This is a genomic window from Caminibacter sp. (genome assembly GCF_053999135.1).
Genome location: NZ_JBMXVQ010000078.1, coordinates 1 through 16,998 on the forward strand (window position 1 = coordinate 1; position 16,998 = coordinate 16,998).

The 16,998-nt window shown below is 33.6% G+C and carries 16 protein-coding genes and 1 pseudogene; 12 read left to right on the forward strand and 5 right to left on the reverse strand.

From position 1 onward, the window contains the following. The 10 genes from ACXJH6_RS06215 to mrdA form a co-directional block, all read left to right on the forward strand. Positions 1–1,328, forward strand: a 1,328-nt coding sequence (locus ACXJH6_RS06215) for a lytic transglycosylase domain-containing protein (RefSeq protein WP_456470894.1), incomplete at its 5' end; no start/stop codon positions are given. 9 nt (positions 1,329–1,337) lie between these two features. Further along, entirely contained in the window at positions 1,338–2,018 is a 681-nt protein-coding gene (locus tag ACXJH6_RS06220; RefSeq protein WP_456470895.1) for a septal ring lytic transglycosylase RlpA family protein, read from the forward strand. A gap of 1 nt (position 2,019) precedes the next feature. After that, positions 2,020–2,589 carry an imidazoleglycerol-phosphate dehydratase HisB gene (hisB, locus tag ACXJH6_RS06225; RefSeq protein ID WP_456470896.1) on the forward strand — a complete coding sequence of 190 codons (570 nt, stop codon included), beginning with the start codon at positions 2,020–2,022 and terminating at the stop codon, positions 2,587–2,589. Further along, entirely contained in the window at positions 2,586–3,077 is a 492-nt protein-coding gene (locus ACXJH6_RS06230; RefSeq protein WP_456470897.1) for a KdsC family phosphatase, read from the forward strand. Before hisB ends, ACXJH6_RS06230 begins: the two co-directional genes overlap by 4 nt. Before the next feature lie 158 nt (positions 3,078–3,235). Next, positions 3,236–3,577: a hypothetical protein gene (locus tag ACXJH6_RS06235; RefSeq protein WP_456470898.1), complete on the forward strand. Its 342-nt coding sequence runs from the start codon at positions 3,236–3,238 to the stop codon at positions 3,575–3,577. After that, entirely contained in the window at positions 3,574–4,023 is a 450-nt protein-coding gene (gene lptA / locus ACXJH6_RS06240) for a lipopolysaccharide transport periplasmic protein LptA (protein ID WP_456470899.1), read from the forward strand. The genes ACXJH6_RS06235 and lptA overlap by 4 nt, the downstream gene beginning before the upstream one ends. Then, a complete protein-coding gene (gene yihA / locus ACXJH6_RS06245) occupies positions 4,020–4,619 on the forward strand; it encodes a ribosome biogenesis GTP-binding protein YihA/YsxC (protein WP_456470900.1) in 600 nt (199 codons plus the stop codon). Before lptA ends, yihA begins: the two co-directional genes overlap by 4 nt. After that, positions 4,588–5,049: an N-acetyltransferase gene (locus tag ACXJH6_RS06250; protein WP_456470901.1), complete on the forward strand. Its 462-nt coding sequence runs from the start codon at positions 4,588–4,590 to the stop codon at positions 5,047–5,049. The genes yihA and ACXJH6_RS06250 overlap by 32 nt, the downstream gene beginning before the upstream one ends. Positions 5,050–5,111: 62 nt before the next feature. Beyond that, positions 5,112–5,423 (forward strand): hypothetical protein, encoded by a 312-nt coding sequence (locus tag ACXJH6_RS06255; RefSeq protein WP_456470902.1) that lies wholly within the window; start codon positions 5,112–5,114, stop codon positions 5,421–5,423. Beyond that, entirely contained in the window at positions 5,408–7,186 is a 1,779-nt protein-coding gene (gene mrdA / locus ACXJH6_RS06260; protein ID WP_456470903.1) for a penicillin-binding protein 2, read from the forward strand. Before ACXJH6_RS06255 ends, mrdA begins: the two co-directional genes overlap by 16 nt. Here the strand turns inward: mrdA and ACXJH6_RS06265 are convergent. Together ACXJH6_RS06265 and dnaG are read right to left on the reverse strand one after the other, a co-directional pair. Next, on the reverse strand, positions 7,179–8,138 hold the full coding sequence (locus tag ACXJH6_RS06265; RefSeq protein WP_456470904.1) for an argininosuccinate synthase domain-containing protein: 960 nt from the start codon (positions 8,136–8,138) through the stop codon (positions 7,179–7,181). The two genes, mrdA and ACXJH6_RS06265, sit on opposite strands and share 8 nt — an antisense overlap. After that, the gene (gene dnaG / locus ACXJH6_RS06270; RefSeq protein WP_456470905.1) at positions 8,116–9,753 is read right to left on the reverse strand and encodes a DNA primase; all 1,638 of its coding nucleotides are present in this window, start codon (positions 9,751–9,753) and stop codon (positions 8,116–8,118) included. The genes ACXJH6_RS06265 and dnaG overlap by 23 nt, the downstream gene beginning before the upstream one ends. 31 nt (positions 9,754–9,784) lie before the next feature. Here dnaG and ACXJH6_RS06275 point away from each other — a divergent pair, with 31 nt between their 5' ends. Then, positions 9,785–10,747: a hypothetical protein gene (locus tag ACXJH6_RS06275; protein ID WP_456470906.1), complete on the forward strand. Its 963-nt coding sequence runs from the start codon at positions 9,785–9,787 to the stop codon at positions 10,745–10,747. A gap of 38 nt (positions 10,748–10,785) precedes the next feature. Next, positions 10,786–12,999: a phosphoribosylformylglycinamidine synthase subunit PurL gene (gene purL, locus ACXJH6_RS06280; RefSeq protein ID WP_456470909.1), complete on the forward strand. Its 2,214-nt coding sequence runs from the start codon at positions 10,786–10,788 to the stop codon at positions 12,997–12,999. Between the two features lie 15 nt (positions 13,000–13,014). Here purL and ACXJH6_RS06285 read toward each other — a convergent pair whose 3' ends face one another. From ACXJH6_RS06285 to ACXJH6_RS06295, 3 genes and pseudogenes are all read right to left on the reverse strand, one after another. Next, entirely contained in the window at positions 13,015–14,421 is a 1,407-nt protein-coding gene (locus ACXJH6_RS06285) for an MBL fold metallo-hydrolase RNA specificity domain-containing protein (RefSeq protein ID WP_456470907.1), read from the reverse strand. Next, entirely contained in the window at positions 14,408–16,816 is a 2,409-nt protein-coding gene (ppsA, locus tag ACXJH6_RS06290) for a phosphoenolpyruvate synthase (protein WP_456470908.1), read from the reverse strand. The genes ACXJH6_RS06285 and ppsA overlap by 14 nt, the downstream gene beginning before the upstream one ends. A 55-nt stretch (positions 16,817–16,871) precedes the next feature. Next, positions 16,872–16,998 (reverse strand): annotated as a pseudogene (locus ACXJH6_RS06295) (aldolase); the annotation flags it as partial.

A 16,998-nucleotide genomic window follows, 5' to 3' on the forward strand; every position in this document is an offset into this window, starting at 1 on the left:
TGAAAAAAATTATTTTACTTTTTTTTACCGTTTTTCTGTATGCCGATGTTGTCAGTAACAAGAGTCTTGATATTATAAGAAGTCTTAATATTGAAGATAATTTTTTATTAAATCCTTATCTGCAGAAAAAATATACGGAATTTTCAAAAAAGAAAAAATATTTTTACCTTAATATTCTGGAAAATTCTGTGGAGATTTTGCCTGTTATAAAGCAGGAAATTTTAAAAAGCTCTATTCCAAAAGAACTTATATCGGTTGCTATGGCGGAGAGTTATTTTACTTTAAACGCAAAGTCCAATAAAAAGGCTATCGGACTTTGGCAGTTTATGCCTTCAACCGCCAAAATGTACGGATTAAAGATAGACGAATATGTAGATGAAAGAAAAGATCCTATAAAATCCACAAAAGCCGCTATAAAATATTTGGAGTATTTGCATCATTTCTTTGGTAAATGGTATTTAGCGGTTATGGCTTACAACGCAGGGGAAGCTAGAGTGGTTGAAGGTGTTGTCAGGGCTAAAGTGGATAAACTCTGCGAAAAGCTTGGAAAAAAATGTAAAAAAGACCCTGTGATAAAAAAATACAGGAAAATAATAAAAAATTATCAACATTACGGAAGCCGTAAATTTCTGCCTCTTTATAGGCTTTATAAAGAACTTTCGGATGTAAAAGTTTCTTTAGAGGATTTGCTGATTTTTCAAAAAGGTTTAAGCAGACAGTATTTTCCTAAAGAAACACGAAAATATATTATAAAAGTAATTGCTTTGAGTATGCTTTTAAACAGTGATTTTATAGAATATGCAAATGCATATCTTTTAAACAGCGGGACGACGCCTTTTTATATGCCTGTTAAAGTTCCAGGAGGTACCTATCTTTATTATGTTGCTAAATTTTTAAATCTTGATTATAAAAATTTCAGGGCTCATAATATGCATATAAAAAACAGTTTTACTCCGCCGTATAAGTATTATGTTTATATTCCTTATGAAAAAGTAGCTTTTTTTAAAAGTAATTTTCATCCTAAAAGATTTTTTTATGTTTATACCGTTAAAAAAGGGGATACCCTTTTAAAAATAGCTAAAAAGTTCGAGGTAAAAGTAAGAGTTATAAAAGATTTTAATAATCTCGGCAGATATTTAAGGATTTCTCAAAAAATTATTATTCCTTTAAATAAGCGGTTTATATCATATAAAGTAAAAAAAGGAGATTCTCTTTCAAAAATTGCCAAAGAGTTTGGAATTTCCTATAAAGATATTTTAAAAGCTAATGAATTGAAATCGACTGTAATAAGAGTTGGGCAAGTTTTAAAAATACCTCAAAAGTTATAAAGGATGAATATGAAAAAATGGATTTTTTTTATTGCTTTTTTAGTTTTTACCGGTTGTACCCAGAGGGAATACACAACGGAAGTTTTAAGTGCGCCTAATATTTCTACTCCTACCAAAAAGCCTTATATGGTTAACGGAAATGTATATCATCCTATGGATTCTGTAGAAGTTGGCTGGACTCAGCAGGGGGTTGCTAGTTGGTACGGTCCTAATTTTCATGGAAAGTACACAAGTAACGGGGAACTTTACAATATGTATGATTTTACGGCTGCTCATAAGACTCTTCCTATGAATAGTATTGTAAAGGTTACGAATTTAAATAACGGTAAAAGCGTAACGGTTAGAATAAATGACAGGGGACCCTTTGTTAAAGGAAGAATTATAGATTTAAGTTATGCAGCAGGGAAGCAAATAGGACTTGACGTAACGGGTACGGCTCCTGTGAAGCTGGAAGTAATAGGGTTTAAAGGCAAAAAGCATGTAAACGGTTATATGGTGCAGGTTGGGGCTTTCAGCAAAAAAAGAGGAGCTCAAATTACAGCTGATAATTACCAAAAATTAGGATATAATACGAAAATAGTATATATAAACGGTTTTTATAAAGTGTTTATTACCGGGTTTAAAACGTATGATGAAGCTAAAAATTTTATGCTTTCAAGAGGTATAAGAGGATTTGTAGTGGGAGAGTGAAATGACCAAGATAAAAAGAGAGACAAAAGAAACAAGAATAGAAATAAGTGTTAATATAAACGGAAGCGGAAATGCAAATATTTCCACAGGAGTTGGTTTTTTTGACCATATGCTTGAAACACTTGCAAAACACGGCGGAATAGATATGGATATTTTTTGCGATGGTGATATAGACGTTGATTATCATCATACCGTGGAAGATGTTGGAATAGTACTTGGAGAGGCTTTATATAAAGAAGTTTTTCCAGTTAAAAATATAGAAAGATTTGCAAATGCGGTTGCCGTTTTGGATGAGGCGGCTGTTGAGGTTGATTTGGATATAGGGGGAAGACCATATTTAGTTTATGAAATGCCGCGTATTGGGGCTATAAGGGATTTTGATTTGGAACTTATTGAAGAGTTCTTTAAATCTTTTGTATTTAATTTTAAAATAGCAGCCCATATAATTTACAAAAGAGGAACAAATAAACACCATATAGCAGAAAGCGCTTTTAAATCGTTTGCCGTGGCTCTTAGAAGGGCCTTGAGTTTTAGAGAAAGCGGAATTCCTTCTACGAAAGGGATATTGTGATAGAGCTTATTGTAATAGACGTTGACGGGACTATGACTGACGGTAAGATTTATTACGGAAACAACGGAGAGGAGCTGAAAGCTTTTAATATAAAAGATGGTCTTATGATAAAGTCTTGGAATGAACTTGGAAAAAAAAGTGCCGTAATTACCGGTAGAATTTCAAATATTGTTGATAGAAGAGCAAAAGAATTAAAAATTGAATTTGTAAGACAGGGGATAAGAAATAAAGCTGAGGAATTAAAAAAAATAGTTAATGAAACTGGAATTTCTTTAAATGAGGTTGCGGTAATAGGCGACGATATGAATGATTTGTCTATGATGAGACTTGTAAAAAAAACGTTTGCTCCTGTGGATGCAAATCCTTATATATACGATTTTGTCGAGAATCCTCTTACAAAAAGAGGAGGAGAGGGGGCTGTTGCGGAAATGATAGAAATTTTATTAAAAGAAGAAAATTTATATAATAAGTTTTTATCTTTATGGTAAGAGCCGTCTTTTTTCTGATATTTTTGCTTTTTATTATTTTATTTCCTGTATGGGAATATAAAAACGGTGGTTTTTATGAAACTGCTAACAGTGTAAAACCTGTAAATGTCCCTTCCTTGGAAATAAAAAAAGCAAAATATTTCGTATATGAGGGAAATTTGACAAAAAAAGGTAAATTTTCAAATCTGTATAGGAAGGATGGTGTTTACGTGGCTTATGATTTTTATTTGCTTAATTTGTTAAATGATTCGCAAATAGAAGCCAAAAAAGTGAGATTTTTGGGTTCTGAAGTTGAAGGATTTAGTGTAAATTATTTTGCAAAAGAGTATAATTTGACTACCGAAAAAGCAGTTTATTTCAGAGATAAAAAATATTTGAAAGGTGATAGATTTTATATTAAATCATCATCTTTTAGAGGAAAAGGTCAATCTTTTTGTGTTGACGAAAACAAGAACATAAAAGCTAAAAATATTATTTATTATTTAAGGGTGGAATCATGAAAAAATTTTTAATATTGTTAATAGTTATGTTTGTTAATGCCACAGAGCTTGAGATATCAAGCGATAGTTTCAAATTTGATTCTCAAAAGCTGATAAGTATCTTTAAAGGTCATGTAAAAGCCGTTAAGGAAAAGGATGAAATTTTAAGTAAAGAAATGATAGTATATTTTGATAAAAAGAAAAAACCAATAAAATTTGAAGCGATTGGAGATGTTAAGTTTAGGTTTATACTTGACAAAAATTCTACTTATAAAGGAAAATGCGATAAACTTGTTTATTGGATAAAAAAAGGGGATATTCTTCTTAAAGGGAATGCTTTTGTGCAAAAATTGGATACAAATGAAAGTATAAGAGGGGATAGAATATTACTGAATAAATTTACTAAAAATATTAAAGTTGAAGGTGGTAAGAAGCCTATAAATATCATAATAAAGGTTGAAGAATGAAAGTAAAGTTTATAAAATCGGCTCCTACCATAAACGAGGCAATAGAGCCTAATTTTACGGAAGTGGCTCTTCTTGGTAGAAGTAATGTTGGTAAAAGCAGTTTTTTAAATTCTTTTACTAATCAAAAAATAGCAAAGGTTTCTCAAACTCCCGGAAAAACTAAACTTATTAATTTTTTTGAGGTTGAGGATGAGGGGAAAAAGTATGTTTTAGTCGATTTGCCCGGGTTTGGATACGCTAAAGTTTCAAAAAGTATGTTAAAAGACTGGGGTAAAAACCTTGATGAATTTTTAAAAAACAGATATAACATAAAACTTTTTATACATCTTCGCGATGCAAGGCATCCGGATTTGGATATTGACAATAATGTTGATGAATATTTAAAATCGTTTATGAGAAAAGACCAGCAGCTTTTAACTGTTTTTACTAAAATAGACAAACTAAAACAAAGCGAACTTTCTAAATTAAAACAGAAATATCCAGATGCCCTTTTTGTTTCAAATCTTAAAAAAAGAGGAATAGAGCAGGTAAGAAAAAAAATAAATGAAATTTTGTGGGGTGAATATGAATCTGAAGATAAAAAAACCGACTCTTAAGAATATTATAGATATAAAGTCGGTTTTAAAACCTTATGTGGAAGAGGGGATTATATTAAACAGAGACGATGACGAGATAGCTACCAATATACGTTCTTATCAGTTGATTTATGATGGGAAAAAACCTGTGGGAGTGGGGGCACTTCATATATATTCCCCTTTTTTGGGAGAAATACGTTCTCTTGCCGTTGATAAACATTATCAGGGAAAAGGACTTGGTAAAATGCTGGTTCAAAATCTTTTAAAAGAAGCAAGAGAACTTGATTTAAAAGAAGTTTTGGTTTTAACTTATCAAAAAGAGTTTTTTGAAAAACTGGGTTTTATTGAAATTGAAAAAGAGGCTGTGCCTGATAAAAAAATATGGGCGGATTGTATAAAATGCAAATTTTTTCCAAATTGCAACGAAATAGCGTTAATTACATATTTGTAAAAAGTATACTGTTTTTTATTCTGGCCGTATTTAACGGTTCTTTTTTACTGGCGCCGTTTTTAGTGGGATTTGTATTTGTATGCGAAGAGTTGGCTGTAGGAGTTGTGTATGCTCTTTTTTTTTCTCTTTTTCATGGTTTTGGAATTTTAAAAAGTCTTTATCTTTTTTTAATACTTTTTGGTTACAGATTTTTTTTAAAAGAAAAAATAGAAGAATATATAAATAAAGAGTATCGGTTTATAGTTTCTATTTTAAGTGTTTATTTGTTTCTTTTCCCGTTGTTTTTAGGAATAGATTTTCTTTTCTTGCTTTTATTTTATAATTTTTTATTCGATTTAATTGTAATTAAGGTTGTGGATTGCGTACAGGAATAGTTATTTTTTTTATTTTTTCGTTTTTTTCTCTTTTAATGTGGAGGGTTTATGATTTAAGTATTGTTTCCAACGAAAAATATTCAAAGCTTTCAACAAACAATATTACAAAAGATATTCCATTAGTGCCGGTTAGAGGTGTTATTTATGACAGAAATGCTAAACCGGTGGCTTTAAACGAGCTTCGGTTTAATTTAACGCTAATGCCTCATTTAAAAAAAGAAGAATTAAATAAAAGCGTAAATTTTATCTCCCAGGTTATGGAGATTAATAAAACAAAGCTTGTATCAATTTATAAAAAGAAAAACTCCCCTTATAACCACAAACCAATAACGGTTATGGAATATCTTCCAGAAGAGCTGGTATACAAAATAGAACCGGTTTTGGCTCAGGATGAAAATATCCATTTTGAAACCACTTATCTTCGAAAATATCCATATAAAGAATATTTGGCGAATGTTTTGGGATATGTTTCAAAAGCCAACAAAAAAGACTTAAAAAGAAATGAAATTATAGAATTTACTCATCTTTCCGGGAAAAGGGGAGTTGAAAAGTATTATGACGATATTTTGCAGGGGAAGCCGGGGAAAAAAGAGGTTATAGTAAACGCCAAAAATGAAATCTTAAAAGAAGTAAAAATATTTCCTCCGCAAACCTCATCTCTTGTGTTAAGCGTTGATTTGAAACTTCAAAAATTTATATATGATTTACTTGAAAAAGAACATAAAAAAGGCGCTGTTGTCGTTATGAAAGTAAACGGTGAGATATTGGCCCTTGTAAGCAATCCGAGTTACGATAATAATCTTTTTGTAAAAGGTATTTCTTATAAAAAGTGGAAAAGCCTCTCTCATAATATTTACAATCCTCTTTTAAATAAGCCTGTAAGCGGTTTGTATCCTCCCGGGTCCACTATCAAACCTGCCGAAGCACTTATAGCCGTATCCAGCGGTAAGTGGAATCCTTGGCAAAAAATTTACTGTCCCGGGTATTTACAGATAGGAAACAGGAAATTTAGGGACTGGAAAAGCGGAGGACATGGCGAAGTTGATGTTTTTAAAGCAATAAGAAGAAGCGTTGATGTTTATTATTACAAAATGGGGCTTAAACTTGGAATAGATTATATAGCTGAAAACTTAAAAAAGATGGGATTTGGAAAAAAAACCGGAATAGATATGCCTAATGAAAAAAGCGGAATAGTGCCCAATAAGGAGTGGAAAGCCAACAGGTTTCATCAGCCTTGGTTTATAGGAGAAACCCTCAATGCCGTTATAGGGCAGGGGTATTTTCTTGCGACTCCTTTGCAGGTTGCCGTAAATACTGCGCTTATAGCGACTTCGAAACTTCCTAAACCTTTTATTGTTAAAAAAATCAATGATAATTTAACAAAACCGTTATTAAAAGACGTATTGTCACAAAAAGAGAAAAAAAACCTGTGGATGATAAGAAAAGGAATGTGGCAAGTGTGTAATGCCCCTGGAGGTACCGCTACTACTCATATAAATACGAAAATAACCATAGCCGGTAAAACAGGTACTGCCCAGGTTTATTCCATACCTCAGGAAGTAAAAAAAAGGAAAAAAGAAGAGGAACTTGCTTATTTTCACCGCTCTCATGCATGGCTTACTACATTTGGCCCTTATAAAAATCCTCAATATGTGGTAACGGTGCTTATAGAACACGGAGGACATGGGGGGAGTGCGGCCGGAGAGATAGTGAGTAAAATTTATAACTGGTTATATGATAATGGATATATAAAAGTTAAATAAGATATTTACTAAATATTTTTTTATCTTTTTTTTCTCCTTTGTAAACTTTTTCGCCTATTTTTACTTCACCTTCGTCAAATTTTGTATAACTTATCATCATATCGGCAGCCAGCTTTTTAATCTTTTCAGGAGCGTCTTTTTGAATAAGACCGACAGGTCCCGGTTTTTCTAAAATAAACATTTTTTCAAACATTTCACCTTTATATTCTTTTAAAGGCGGATTTTCGTCTTTATTTCTTGAAATAATGATTTTAAAACAATCTATATTAAAATGTCTTCCGACTTTTAAAATATCAATTTCTTCAGGCGTGAGAGGAAGATATTTGTAGTAATCTTTTAATCTTTTTGAAAAATTTATATCTGTCAACAAACATCCCCCGCTTGGCGATTCGAAATTTTCAAGCCCGTATTTTTTAGCAAGTTCTAATTGTACTTTTCTGTCTCTTCCGCTAATTCCTAACAGTTTTTCCCTGTCAATCCAGCCTTCAAGTTCAGGTAAGGTAGGAGGCAGAAGTTTTGCGCTAAGAGGTCTTAGTACCAGTCCCTGGGCGTTTGAGAGTTTATTTACGGCATTAAGGGCCGGTAGTCTCTGGCTCATAGGTCTTTGTCCTACAACTTCTCCGCTTATAATAAATTTTGCTCCCGATTTTTCCATATATTCTTTTGCTTTTTTTATCATAAATGCGTGGCAGTCGATACACGGGTTCATATTTTTCCCGTATCCGTAAACGGGTGAAAAGAGAATTTTTTCTATATATTCTTTTTTTGCGTCAATTACCGTTAGTTTAATGCCAAGTTCGTCTGCCAGTTTTTGAAGGTGTTTTATTTTTTCTTTATTGGATTCAAATCCTAAATCCACATAAACGCCTTCAACTTCTATTCCCTGGTCCTGTATAATTTTTACGGCAAGAGCACTGTCAAGCCCGCCGCTAAATAGAGATAGCGCTTTCAACCAACTGTCCTTTCTTTAATTTTAATAATTTTGTATTTATTTCTTTTAATAGATGCATTCTCGTATCACTATCAAGAGTGCTGTCATATTTTATTTGTATAAGTTTATTTTTGTAATAAGGAATAAGTAATTTAATAATCTGTGATTTTAACGTATCGTAATCAAGCACCATTATATCGTCTCTTAGAACTATGTCAAGAAGTTTCGGGTTTTCAAAATCTTCTTTATAAACAAGCTGCAGTTCTTCTTGGTGGGTGTTAAACATCTCAGGACTTAAATATTCTACAATTTCATCCATCCATTTACGGTTTTCATATAATGTTTTTATTATGCTGGCTTCTGCGACATCTATTTTTTTATTCATATTGATGTTTTGTTCATGTGAAATAGCGGGTTTTGATTTGACTTTTAAGAGCTGAGGTGAAATTTGAAGCCTTTGGGATACTTTTATAGAAAAATCTTCTTTTAAGATTTCAGGAAGCGTTGAGATGTATTCTTTAAACTCATCAATTGCTTTTTTCTTTTCAAGAACATTTTTAATGTTATATTTTTTTATTGTAAAATCGATAATAAAATCGGAAAATTTTATGGGATTTAAGAAAAAATTTTTAACATCTTTTCCTTCTTTTACCACATCAGCCGGGTCAAGACCTTCAGGAAAAAGTGTTACGCCTCCGTCAAAAAATTCTGCAAAAAGAAGTTTTGATGCTTTAAGAGCGGCGTTAATTCCTGCAGAGTCGCTGTCATAAGCTACTATTACTTTTGGTTCTATTTTTTTTAGTATCGGGAGATGTTCTTTTGTAAGGGCTGTTCCAAGAGTGGCAACGGAATTTTCAATTCCCGCTTGGTGAAGCATAATTACGTCCATATAACCTTCGGTAATTATTATCTCTTTTTTTCTTAAAACATGCTCCCTTGCAAAATTATATCCGTAAAACGTTTTTGATTTATTAAAAACTTTTGTATTGGTAAAGTTTATGTATTTTGCCGGATGGTTTGTTATGGTCCTTCCGCCAAATGCGATGATTTTACCGCTTTGGGAAAATATGGGAAACGTAATTCTTTCGATAAGTCTCGGGTATTCGCCGTTTTCTACCAAGACACCCAAGGCTGTAAGCTCTTTTTTATCAAGGTTTGCGTCTTTAAAAAATTTCATCTGTTTAAAACTCTCAGGCGCATACCCAAGGCCGAATTTTTCTATCGTTGAATCAAAAAGCCCTCTGTTTTTAAGATATTCATATGCGGTTTTGTTTTTATAAAGTTCACCTTTGTAAAAATTATTTACTTTTTCAAGCAGGTCGATTGATAAAAAATTTGAATTTGAAGTGTATTCGAGTTTGAAATTATACATGCTTGCCAGTTTTTCAATGGCTTCTTTATAAGAGAGCTTTTCAATTTCCATAACAAATTTTATAGCATCACCGCTGGCACCGCACCCAAAGCAGTGATAAATCTGTTTAGCGGGACTGACTACAAAAGAAGGGGTTTTTTCGCTGTGGAACGGACACAGGGCTTTATAGTTGCTGCCCGCTTTTTTTAACTGAACATAATTGCCGATTACATCAACGATATCGATGAGGGATTTTAGATTTTCAATGGATTCTTTGCTTATCATTTTGGTATTATACTATAAAAAAAGGTACGAATTGGATTACAGAGACCCTCTTTTTAGCGTAATTGTTTTTTTCCTAATTATACTTGTGACAGTAATTTTAACGCTTGGTTTTGGGAAATTAAAAGAGATTTTAAAACAAAAAGAGATAGAAAAACTCTTAAGAGATTTTGAATATGTTGAGATTGAAGATTTGAAAGTAGATAAAAATTCAATAAGCGCCCTTTTACTTTTAGCAAGGGCATATGAAATAAAAGGGGATTATGAAAAAGCTCTTAAAATCTATCTTTTAATCGAAAAACAGCAAAATTCTCCGGATATTTTAAAAAGTATAGCGCTTTTATATTTTAAGGCGGGTTTTTTAGAAAAAGCAAAAAATATTATTTATAAAGTATTAAAAATAAGACCAAGGGACAGGGAAGCTCTTAAACTTTTGATATGGATTGATGAAAAGCTTGGAAATTATAAAGAAATTGTTGATGTCTTAGAAGTTTTTAACGAACTTGGAGTTGATTTGCCAAAAGAAAAGGCAAATGCATTAATAAAACTTTATCTAACACATGGATGTAATTTGGAAGAATTTTGTAAAGATGTTGAGAGTTTTAATGATATTTATAAAAAATATCCGTTTGTCAGACGGGAATATGTATCTTATCTTTTTAAAACGAATCCTGAAAAAGCTTATGATATTTTAGATGTTTATGAGGATTTGGATTTATACTGGAATAGAAAAGATATTCCGGACAATGAAAAATTTTGTAATGTATTGGCTGCTAAAAAAGTTAAAAAATGCGAAAAAAAGGCGCCTTTTGAAATAGAAGCCTTAAAATATTTGCCTAACAATTTGGGTGAACTTGAGTTTGAGTATATCTGTTCTCAGTGTAAAAAAACGTTTCCTCTTTATTCAACCAGATGTCCTAATTGTCATGAACTCTTTTCTCAAAAGCTTATAATGAAACTCAGTGAAAAAAAAGATATTGAGAATATTGAATTTTAATGGTAAAATTCAAATAAAAAAGGTTTGATATGGGATATATGGAAATAGATAAATCTCAGCTTGATGAAATTCTTGCGCGTCATAAATTAACTAAAGAAGATTATGAACATATAGTAAAAATTTTAGGAAGAGAACCAAATCTTGTAGAACTTGGAATTTTCAGTGCTATGTGGAGTGAGCACTGTTCTTATAAATCAAGTAAATGTTATTTAAAAGGTTTCCCGACTGAAGCGCCTTGGGTTATTCAAGGTCCGGGAGAAAATGCCGGAGTTATTGATATCGGTGATGGAATGGCTGCTGTATTTAAAATGGAATCTCACAACCATCCGAGTTTTATCGAACCTTATCAGGGTGCTGCGACGGGAGTTGGGGGAATTTTAAGAGACGTATTTACCATGGGAGCAAGACCTGTTGCGAACCTTAACGCCATCAGATTTGCTCATATTAAAGGAAATGACGATATAGCAAAACTTCATAGACACCTCTTAAGCGGGGTAGTTGCCGGGATTGCCGGATATGGAAACTGTGTTGGAGTCCCTACAATCGGGGGAGAGACGGCATTTGAAGACAGTTATAAAGGAAATATTTTAGTAAACGCATTTGCTTTAGGACTTGCGAAACAAGATGAGATTTTTTACGCAAAAGCAGAAGGTGTAGGAAATCCAGTGATTTATGTAGGGTCTAAAACAGGACGCGACGGACTTGGCGGGGCCGTTATGAGTAGTGACAGTTTTAAAGAAGGAGATGAAGACCAAAGACCGACCGTTCAGGTGGGTGACCCTTTTACTGAAAAACTTTTAATGGAAGCATGCTTAGAGCTTTTTAAAACGGATTATATCGTAGGTATTCAGGATATGGGAGCGGCAGGACTTACTTCAAGCAGTTTTGAAATGGCAAGTAAATCGGGTAGTGGGCTTAAAATGTATCTTGATAAAGTGCCTATGAGAGAAGAGGGTATGAACCCTTATGAATTAATGCTTAGCGAATCTCAAGAGAGAATGCTTATCTGTGCGAAAAAAGGATATGAAGATAAAATTATAGAAATATTTAAAAAATACGACCTTGATGCCGAAGTAATCGGAGAAGTTACAGATACGGGAAAAGTTGAGCTTTTCTGGCATGGAGAAAAAGTTGCCGATATTCCTGTAGCGCCTATTACAGAAGAAGCGCCGGAACTTTGCCGCCCTGTAAAAGAGCCGGAATATTTAAAAAATATTAAAAACGTAGAAATTCCGAAAATCGAGCCGCAAAAAGCATTTGAAAAACTTATGAGCGAGAGCGAAGTAGTGGATAAGGCATGGATTTATGAACAGTATGATTCTATGGTGCAGACAAACACCGTTGATACAAAAAGAGTTGACGGAAGTGTAATTAGGGTAAAAGAAAACGGAAGATTTCTTGGTATGAGTGCCGATTGTAACGCTAGATTTTGTTATATCGACCCTAAAAAAGGTGCGGCTGCCGCTGTAATGGAAGCGGGGAGAAATATTGCCGTTAAAAAAATAAAACCTCTAGCTATTACGGACTGTTTAAATTTCGGTAATCCAGAAAATCCTGAGATTATGTGGCAATTTAAAGAAGCTTGTGAAGGTATTAAAGATGCATGTCGGGAGCTTAATACTCCGGTAGTCAGCGGTAACGTTTCCTTATATAATGAAAATGAAGGTGAAGGCGTTTATCCTACTCCTGAAATTGCGATGGTCGGAGCGAGTGATGGCTATAGAAGCGGCGAACTTAAGAGTGAAGGAAATACCGTTTATATTTTAGGGGAAACAAAACCTGAATTTGGCGGAAGTTTATATCTTAAGGTATTTGGTGGAAAAGTAGCGGGAGTTCATCCTGAAGTTGATTTTGAAAAAGAAGCCAAACTTTGGAGGGTTCTTCAAAATGATTTGATTGAAAGTGCTAAGGATATAAGTACAGGAGGAGCTGCAATAGCGGCTTATAAATGGGCATGTGTTAGCGATAAGGGACTTGATTTGAATATAAACGTGCAAAATCCCGAAGATATTTTCGCAGAGTCTCTAAGCCGTGCTTTTGTTGAAATTAAACCCGAAAATGAAAAAGCATTTGAAGAATTATGTAAAAATGAAGGAATTTACTTTGAAAAAATAGGTAAAGTAGGTGGGAATAAAATAAAAATTAACGATGTTGAAGTTGATTTAGAAAAAGCAAAAAAAGTTTATTTCGATACGTTTCCTAAAATTATGAATAATATTCATGATTTTGCGGATGACATTTGGGAAGGGTGAAAAACCCTTCTTATTTTATAAATAAATTTTTTCTCCCATGTCCACTATATGCGCTTTTTTGTTAAGAAAATTTTTTATGACAGATTTAAAAACGAGTTGCTTATCATATTCTCCGTGAATTAAAAATATTCTATCAAGCCTGTCAAATTCGCTCATCCATTCAAGAAGTTCTTTTTGGTCCGCGTGAGCGGAAAATCCGTTAATTGTATATATTTTAGCCCTAACGATAATTTCTTCATGAAAAATTTTTATAAATTTAGCTCCATCTATAATTTCTCTTCCGAGCGTCCCTTTTGCCTGATATCCTACAAAAAGAATAGAATTTTTAGGATTCCATATTCTGTGTTTGAGATGATGAAGAATTCTGCCTCCCGTGCACATTCCGCTTCCGGCTATTATTACGGCATTTCTGTGAATGTCATTTATTTTTTTAGATTCTTCGACGTCTTTTATTAGTTTTAACTGTGGAAATTCAAAAGGATGTTTTTTGAATTTTTGGCATTTTTTACTTAAAAGTTTATACCATTTTTTATAAATTGCCGTTACTTTATTTGCCATTGGAGAATCAAGAAATACTTTTGCTTCTTTTGGGAGTGATTTTTCTTCACTCATCTCTTTAAGCAGACATAACAGCTGCTGTGCCCTTTCTATGGCAAAAGTAGGAATTATTACATTACCTCCGCTAAGGAGCGTTTCAATTATCGCTTTTTTAAATTCAAGCTTGCTTTCTTCAAAACTTTTATGGTTTCTGTCTCCATAAGTGGATTCTATAAAAAGCGCGTCGGCAACGGAAGGTTTTTTAGGAGGCGGTAAAATTTCGTTGTCTTTATTGCCTAAATCTCCGCTGAATACCACATGTTTTTTTATTCCGAAATTTTCAAATTCAATTTCTACAAATGCGCTTCCTAAAATATGTCCCGCATCTTTAAAGACGGCTCTAATGTCTTTTGTTATGTTTACTTTTTTATTGTATTCTATTTCAATTTTTTTCATTTTTTTAAATATCTTTTTGACATCATCGCGTGTATAAAGAGGTTTTGTAACAAATTTTTCTTTTCCTCTTCTTTGGGCTTTTTTATATCTTGTCTGATAATCTTCTTCTTGAAGTTTTGCACTGTCCATTAAGACAACCTTAGCTATGTCAAAAGTTGCCGGATGAGCGAAAACTTTTCCTTTAAATCCGTATTTATACAAAAGGGGAATTCTTCCTACATGGTCTAAATGACCGTGTGTTAAGATAAGTGCTTCAATTTCTTTTGGGTTAAATCCTAAAGGTTCGTAGTTTAAATGTTCATTTACCCCCTGAAACATACCGCAGTCTATTAAAATTTTGCTTTTTGTGCTGTCAAGCAGGTGGGCTGAGCCTGTTACTATTTTTGCAGCCCCGAAACTTTGTTCGTATGCCTGATTATTTACTTTCATCTTTACTCTCCATTTCAGCTATGTCTTTAATGATTCTTAAAACACTATCAGGATTTAAACTCATACTTTCAATTCCTATTTTTACGAGAAACTCTGCAAAATCCGGATAATCGCTTGGAGCCTGTCCGCAAAGACCGTTGTATTTGTTGTGTCGTTTTGCCCCTTCTACAGCCATTTTTACCATTCTTTTGACCGCTTCGTCCCTTTCGTCATAATCAAACGCGACTATTTGGGAATCCCTGTCAACTCCGAGAGTCAATTGGGTTAAATCGTTTGTACCGATGCTTATTCCGTCATAAATTTCTAAAAACTCATCAATTAAAATGACATTGCTTGGAATTTCACACATCATATAAACTTCAACATCTCCAAGCCCGTTTTGTTTTAACGCCTCTTTTACTCTTTTTGCCTCATCAATTCTTCTGCAAAACGGAATCATCAAGACAATATTGTCAAATCCCATCTCTTCTATTGCTCTTTTCATGGCTTTACATTCAAGCTCAAACCCTTCTTTATAGTTTGGATGGGTATATCTTGCCGCTCCTCTAAATCCTATCATCGGATTGTCTTCAATAGGCTCAAAGTGTCTTCCACCAAGTAGATTTGCATATTCGTTTGATTTAAAATCGCTCATTCTTACAATACATTTTTTTGGATATACGCTGCTGGCAATTGTGGCAACCCCTTCACTTAGGGTTTTTACAAAAAAATCCTCTGCATCTCCGTCAAATGGAAAAGCAAGCTCATCTATAAGCGCTTTTTCTGTTTCACTCAGCATTTCAGGATGTTTTATAGCCATTGGATGGGCTTTTATGTAGTTGTTGATAATAAATTCCATTCTTGCAAGACCTATTCCATCAACCGGCAGTTTTGCCAGAGAAAAAGCAAGCTCAGGGTTTCCAAGGTTCATCATAATTTTTGTTTTAGGGCGCGGAAGTTTAGAAATATCAACTTTTTGAACTTCATATTTTAAAATACCCTCATATACCTTTCCGATTTCCCCCTCGGCACAGCTGACGGTTACTTCTTGGTTTTCTTTAAGTATTTTAGTGGCGTCTTTTGCCCCCACGACCGCCGGTTTTCCAAGCTCTCTACTTACAATTGCCGCATGGCAGGTCCTGCCTCCCGTTTCCGTTACAATTGCGCTTGCTTTTTTCATAACAGGTTCCCAATCAGGACTTGTCGTATGGGCTACCAATACGTCGCCCTCATTAAATTTATCCGCTTCAGCCATTGATTTTAATATTTTAACCTTTCCGGCACCTATTTTTTCTCCAACCGCATTTCCCGTTACTAAGACTTTTCCTTTTTCAAGAAGTCTGTAGATTTCAAATTCATTGATTTTTTCCTGTGAATGGACTGTTTCGGGTCTTGCCTGGACCATGTAAAGTTTTCCGTCTATTCCGTCTTTTGCCCATTCCATATCCATTGGAGTATAAACTCCTCTTACGTTTGTATAATGTTCTTCAATTTTTATAGCCCAGTCGGCAAGTTTAAGTATTTCATCATCTGTTATAGCAAATTTCATTTTTTTTTCAATAGGCGTTTTAATATTTTTAGTAAACTGTTCGGCAAGATTTGCTCTCTCAAGAGTTTCACTAAATACCATCATCATTTCTTTGCTGCCCAGTTTTCTTTTTAAAACGGCTTTTTTCCCTTTTTTGAAAGTCGGTTTATGAACATAAAAAGCATCCGGGTCAATTGTCCCCTGAACAACATTTTCCCCAAGCCCCCATGCGGCGTTTATAAATACAACGTCTCTAAAACCTGTTTCGGTATCGATACTAAACATAACCCCGCTGCTTCCTTTATCACTTCTAACCATTTTCATAACCGTAACGGAAAGATAAACTTTTAGAGGGTCAAAACCGTGGGTATATTTGTAACTTATACTTCTGTCGGTAAAATTACTGGCGATACACATTTTATACGCCCACAAAAGATTTTTTTCACCTTTAATGTTTAAATATGTTTCATTTTGTCCGGCAAACGAAGCGGTTGGAGAGTCTTCCGCAGTAGCCGAACTTCTAACCGCAAGGCTTACATCTTTGCCGTATTCTTCTTTAAGTTTTTCGTATCCTTTTAGGATTTCTTCTTTTAAATCATCCGGAATTTCGGCATCCATTATCATTTTTCTTGCCGCTTTTCCGACAGCTCTTAATTCGTCTATATCTTCAGGATTAAAATTTTCAAAAAGTTTCTTTAGAGGCTCCCATAAATTATTAACATCAAGATAGTGTTTATAAGCCGTAGCCGTTACGGCAAATCCGTTTGGAACGTTTACCCCAAGGGGTGTTAAATGATTATACATTTCCCCCAAACTTGCGTTTTTACCTCCAACTTCCTCTACATCTTTAATTCCGATTTCTTTAAACCATTTAACAAATGCACTCATAATTTCTCCTTTTATAAGACTAATCAATTATAACTCATTTAAACTTTAAAATCCCTTAACTTTTCAAAATTTTTACCGCTTCTTCAAGGCTTTTATTTTCCGAAGTTATCGCATATATTGCATTTGCCATTTTAATAGCTTCATTCAGAGGTCTTTGATGGATGTTTCTTCCCGTTCCGTTT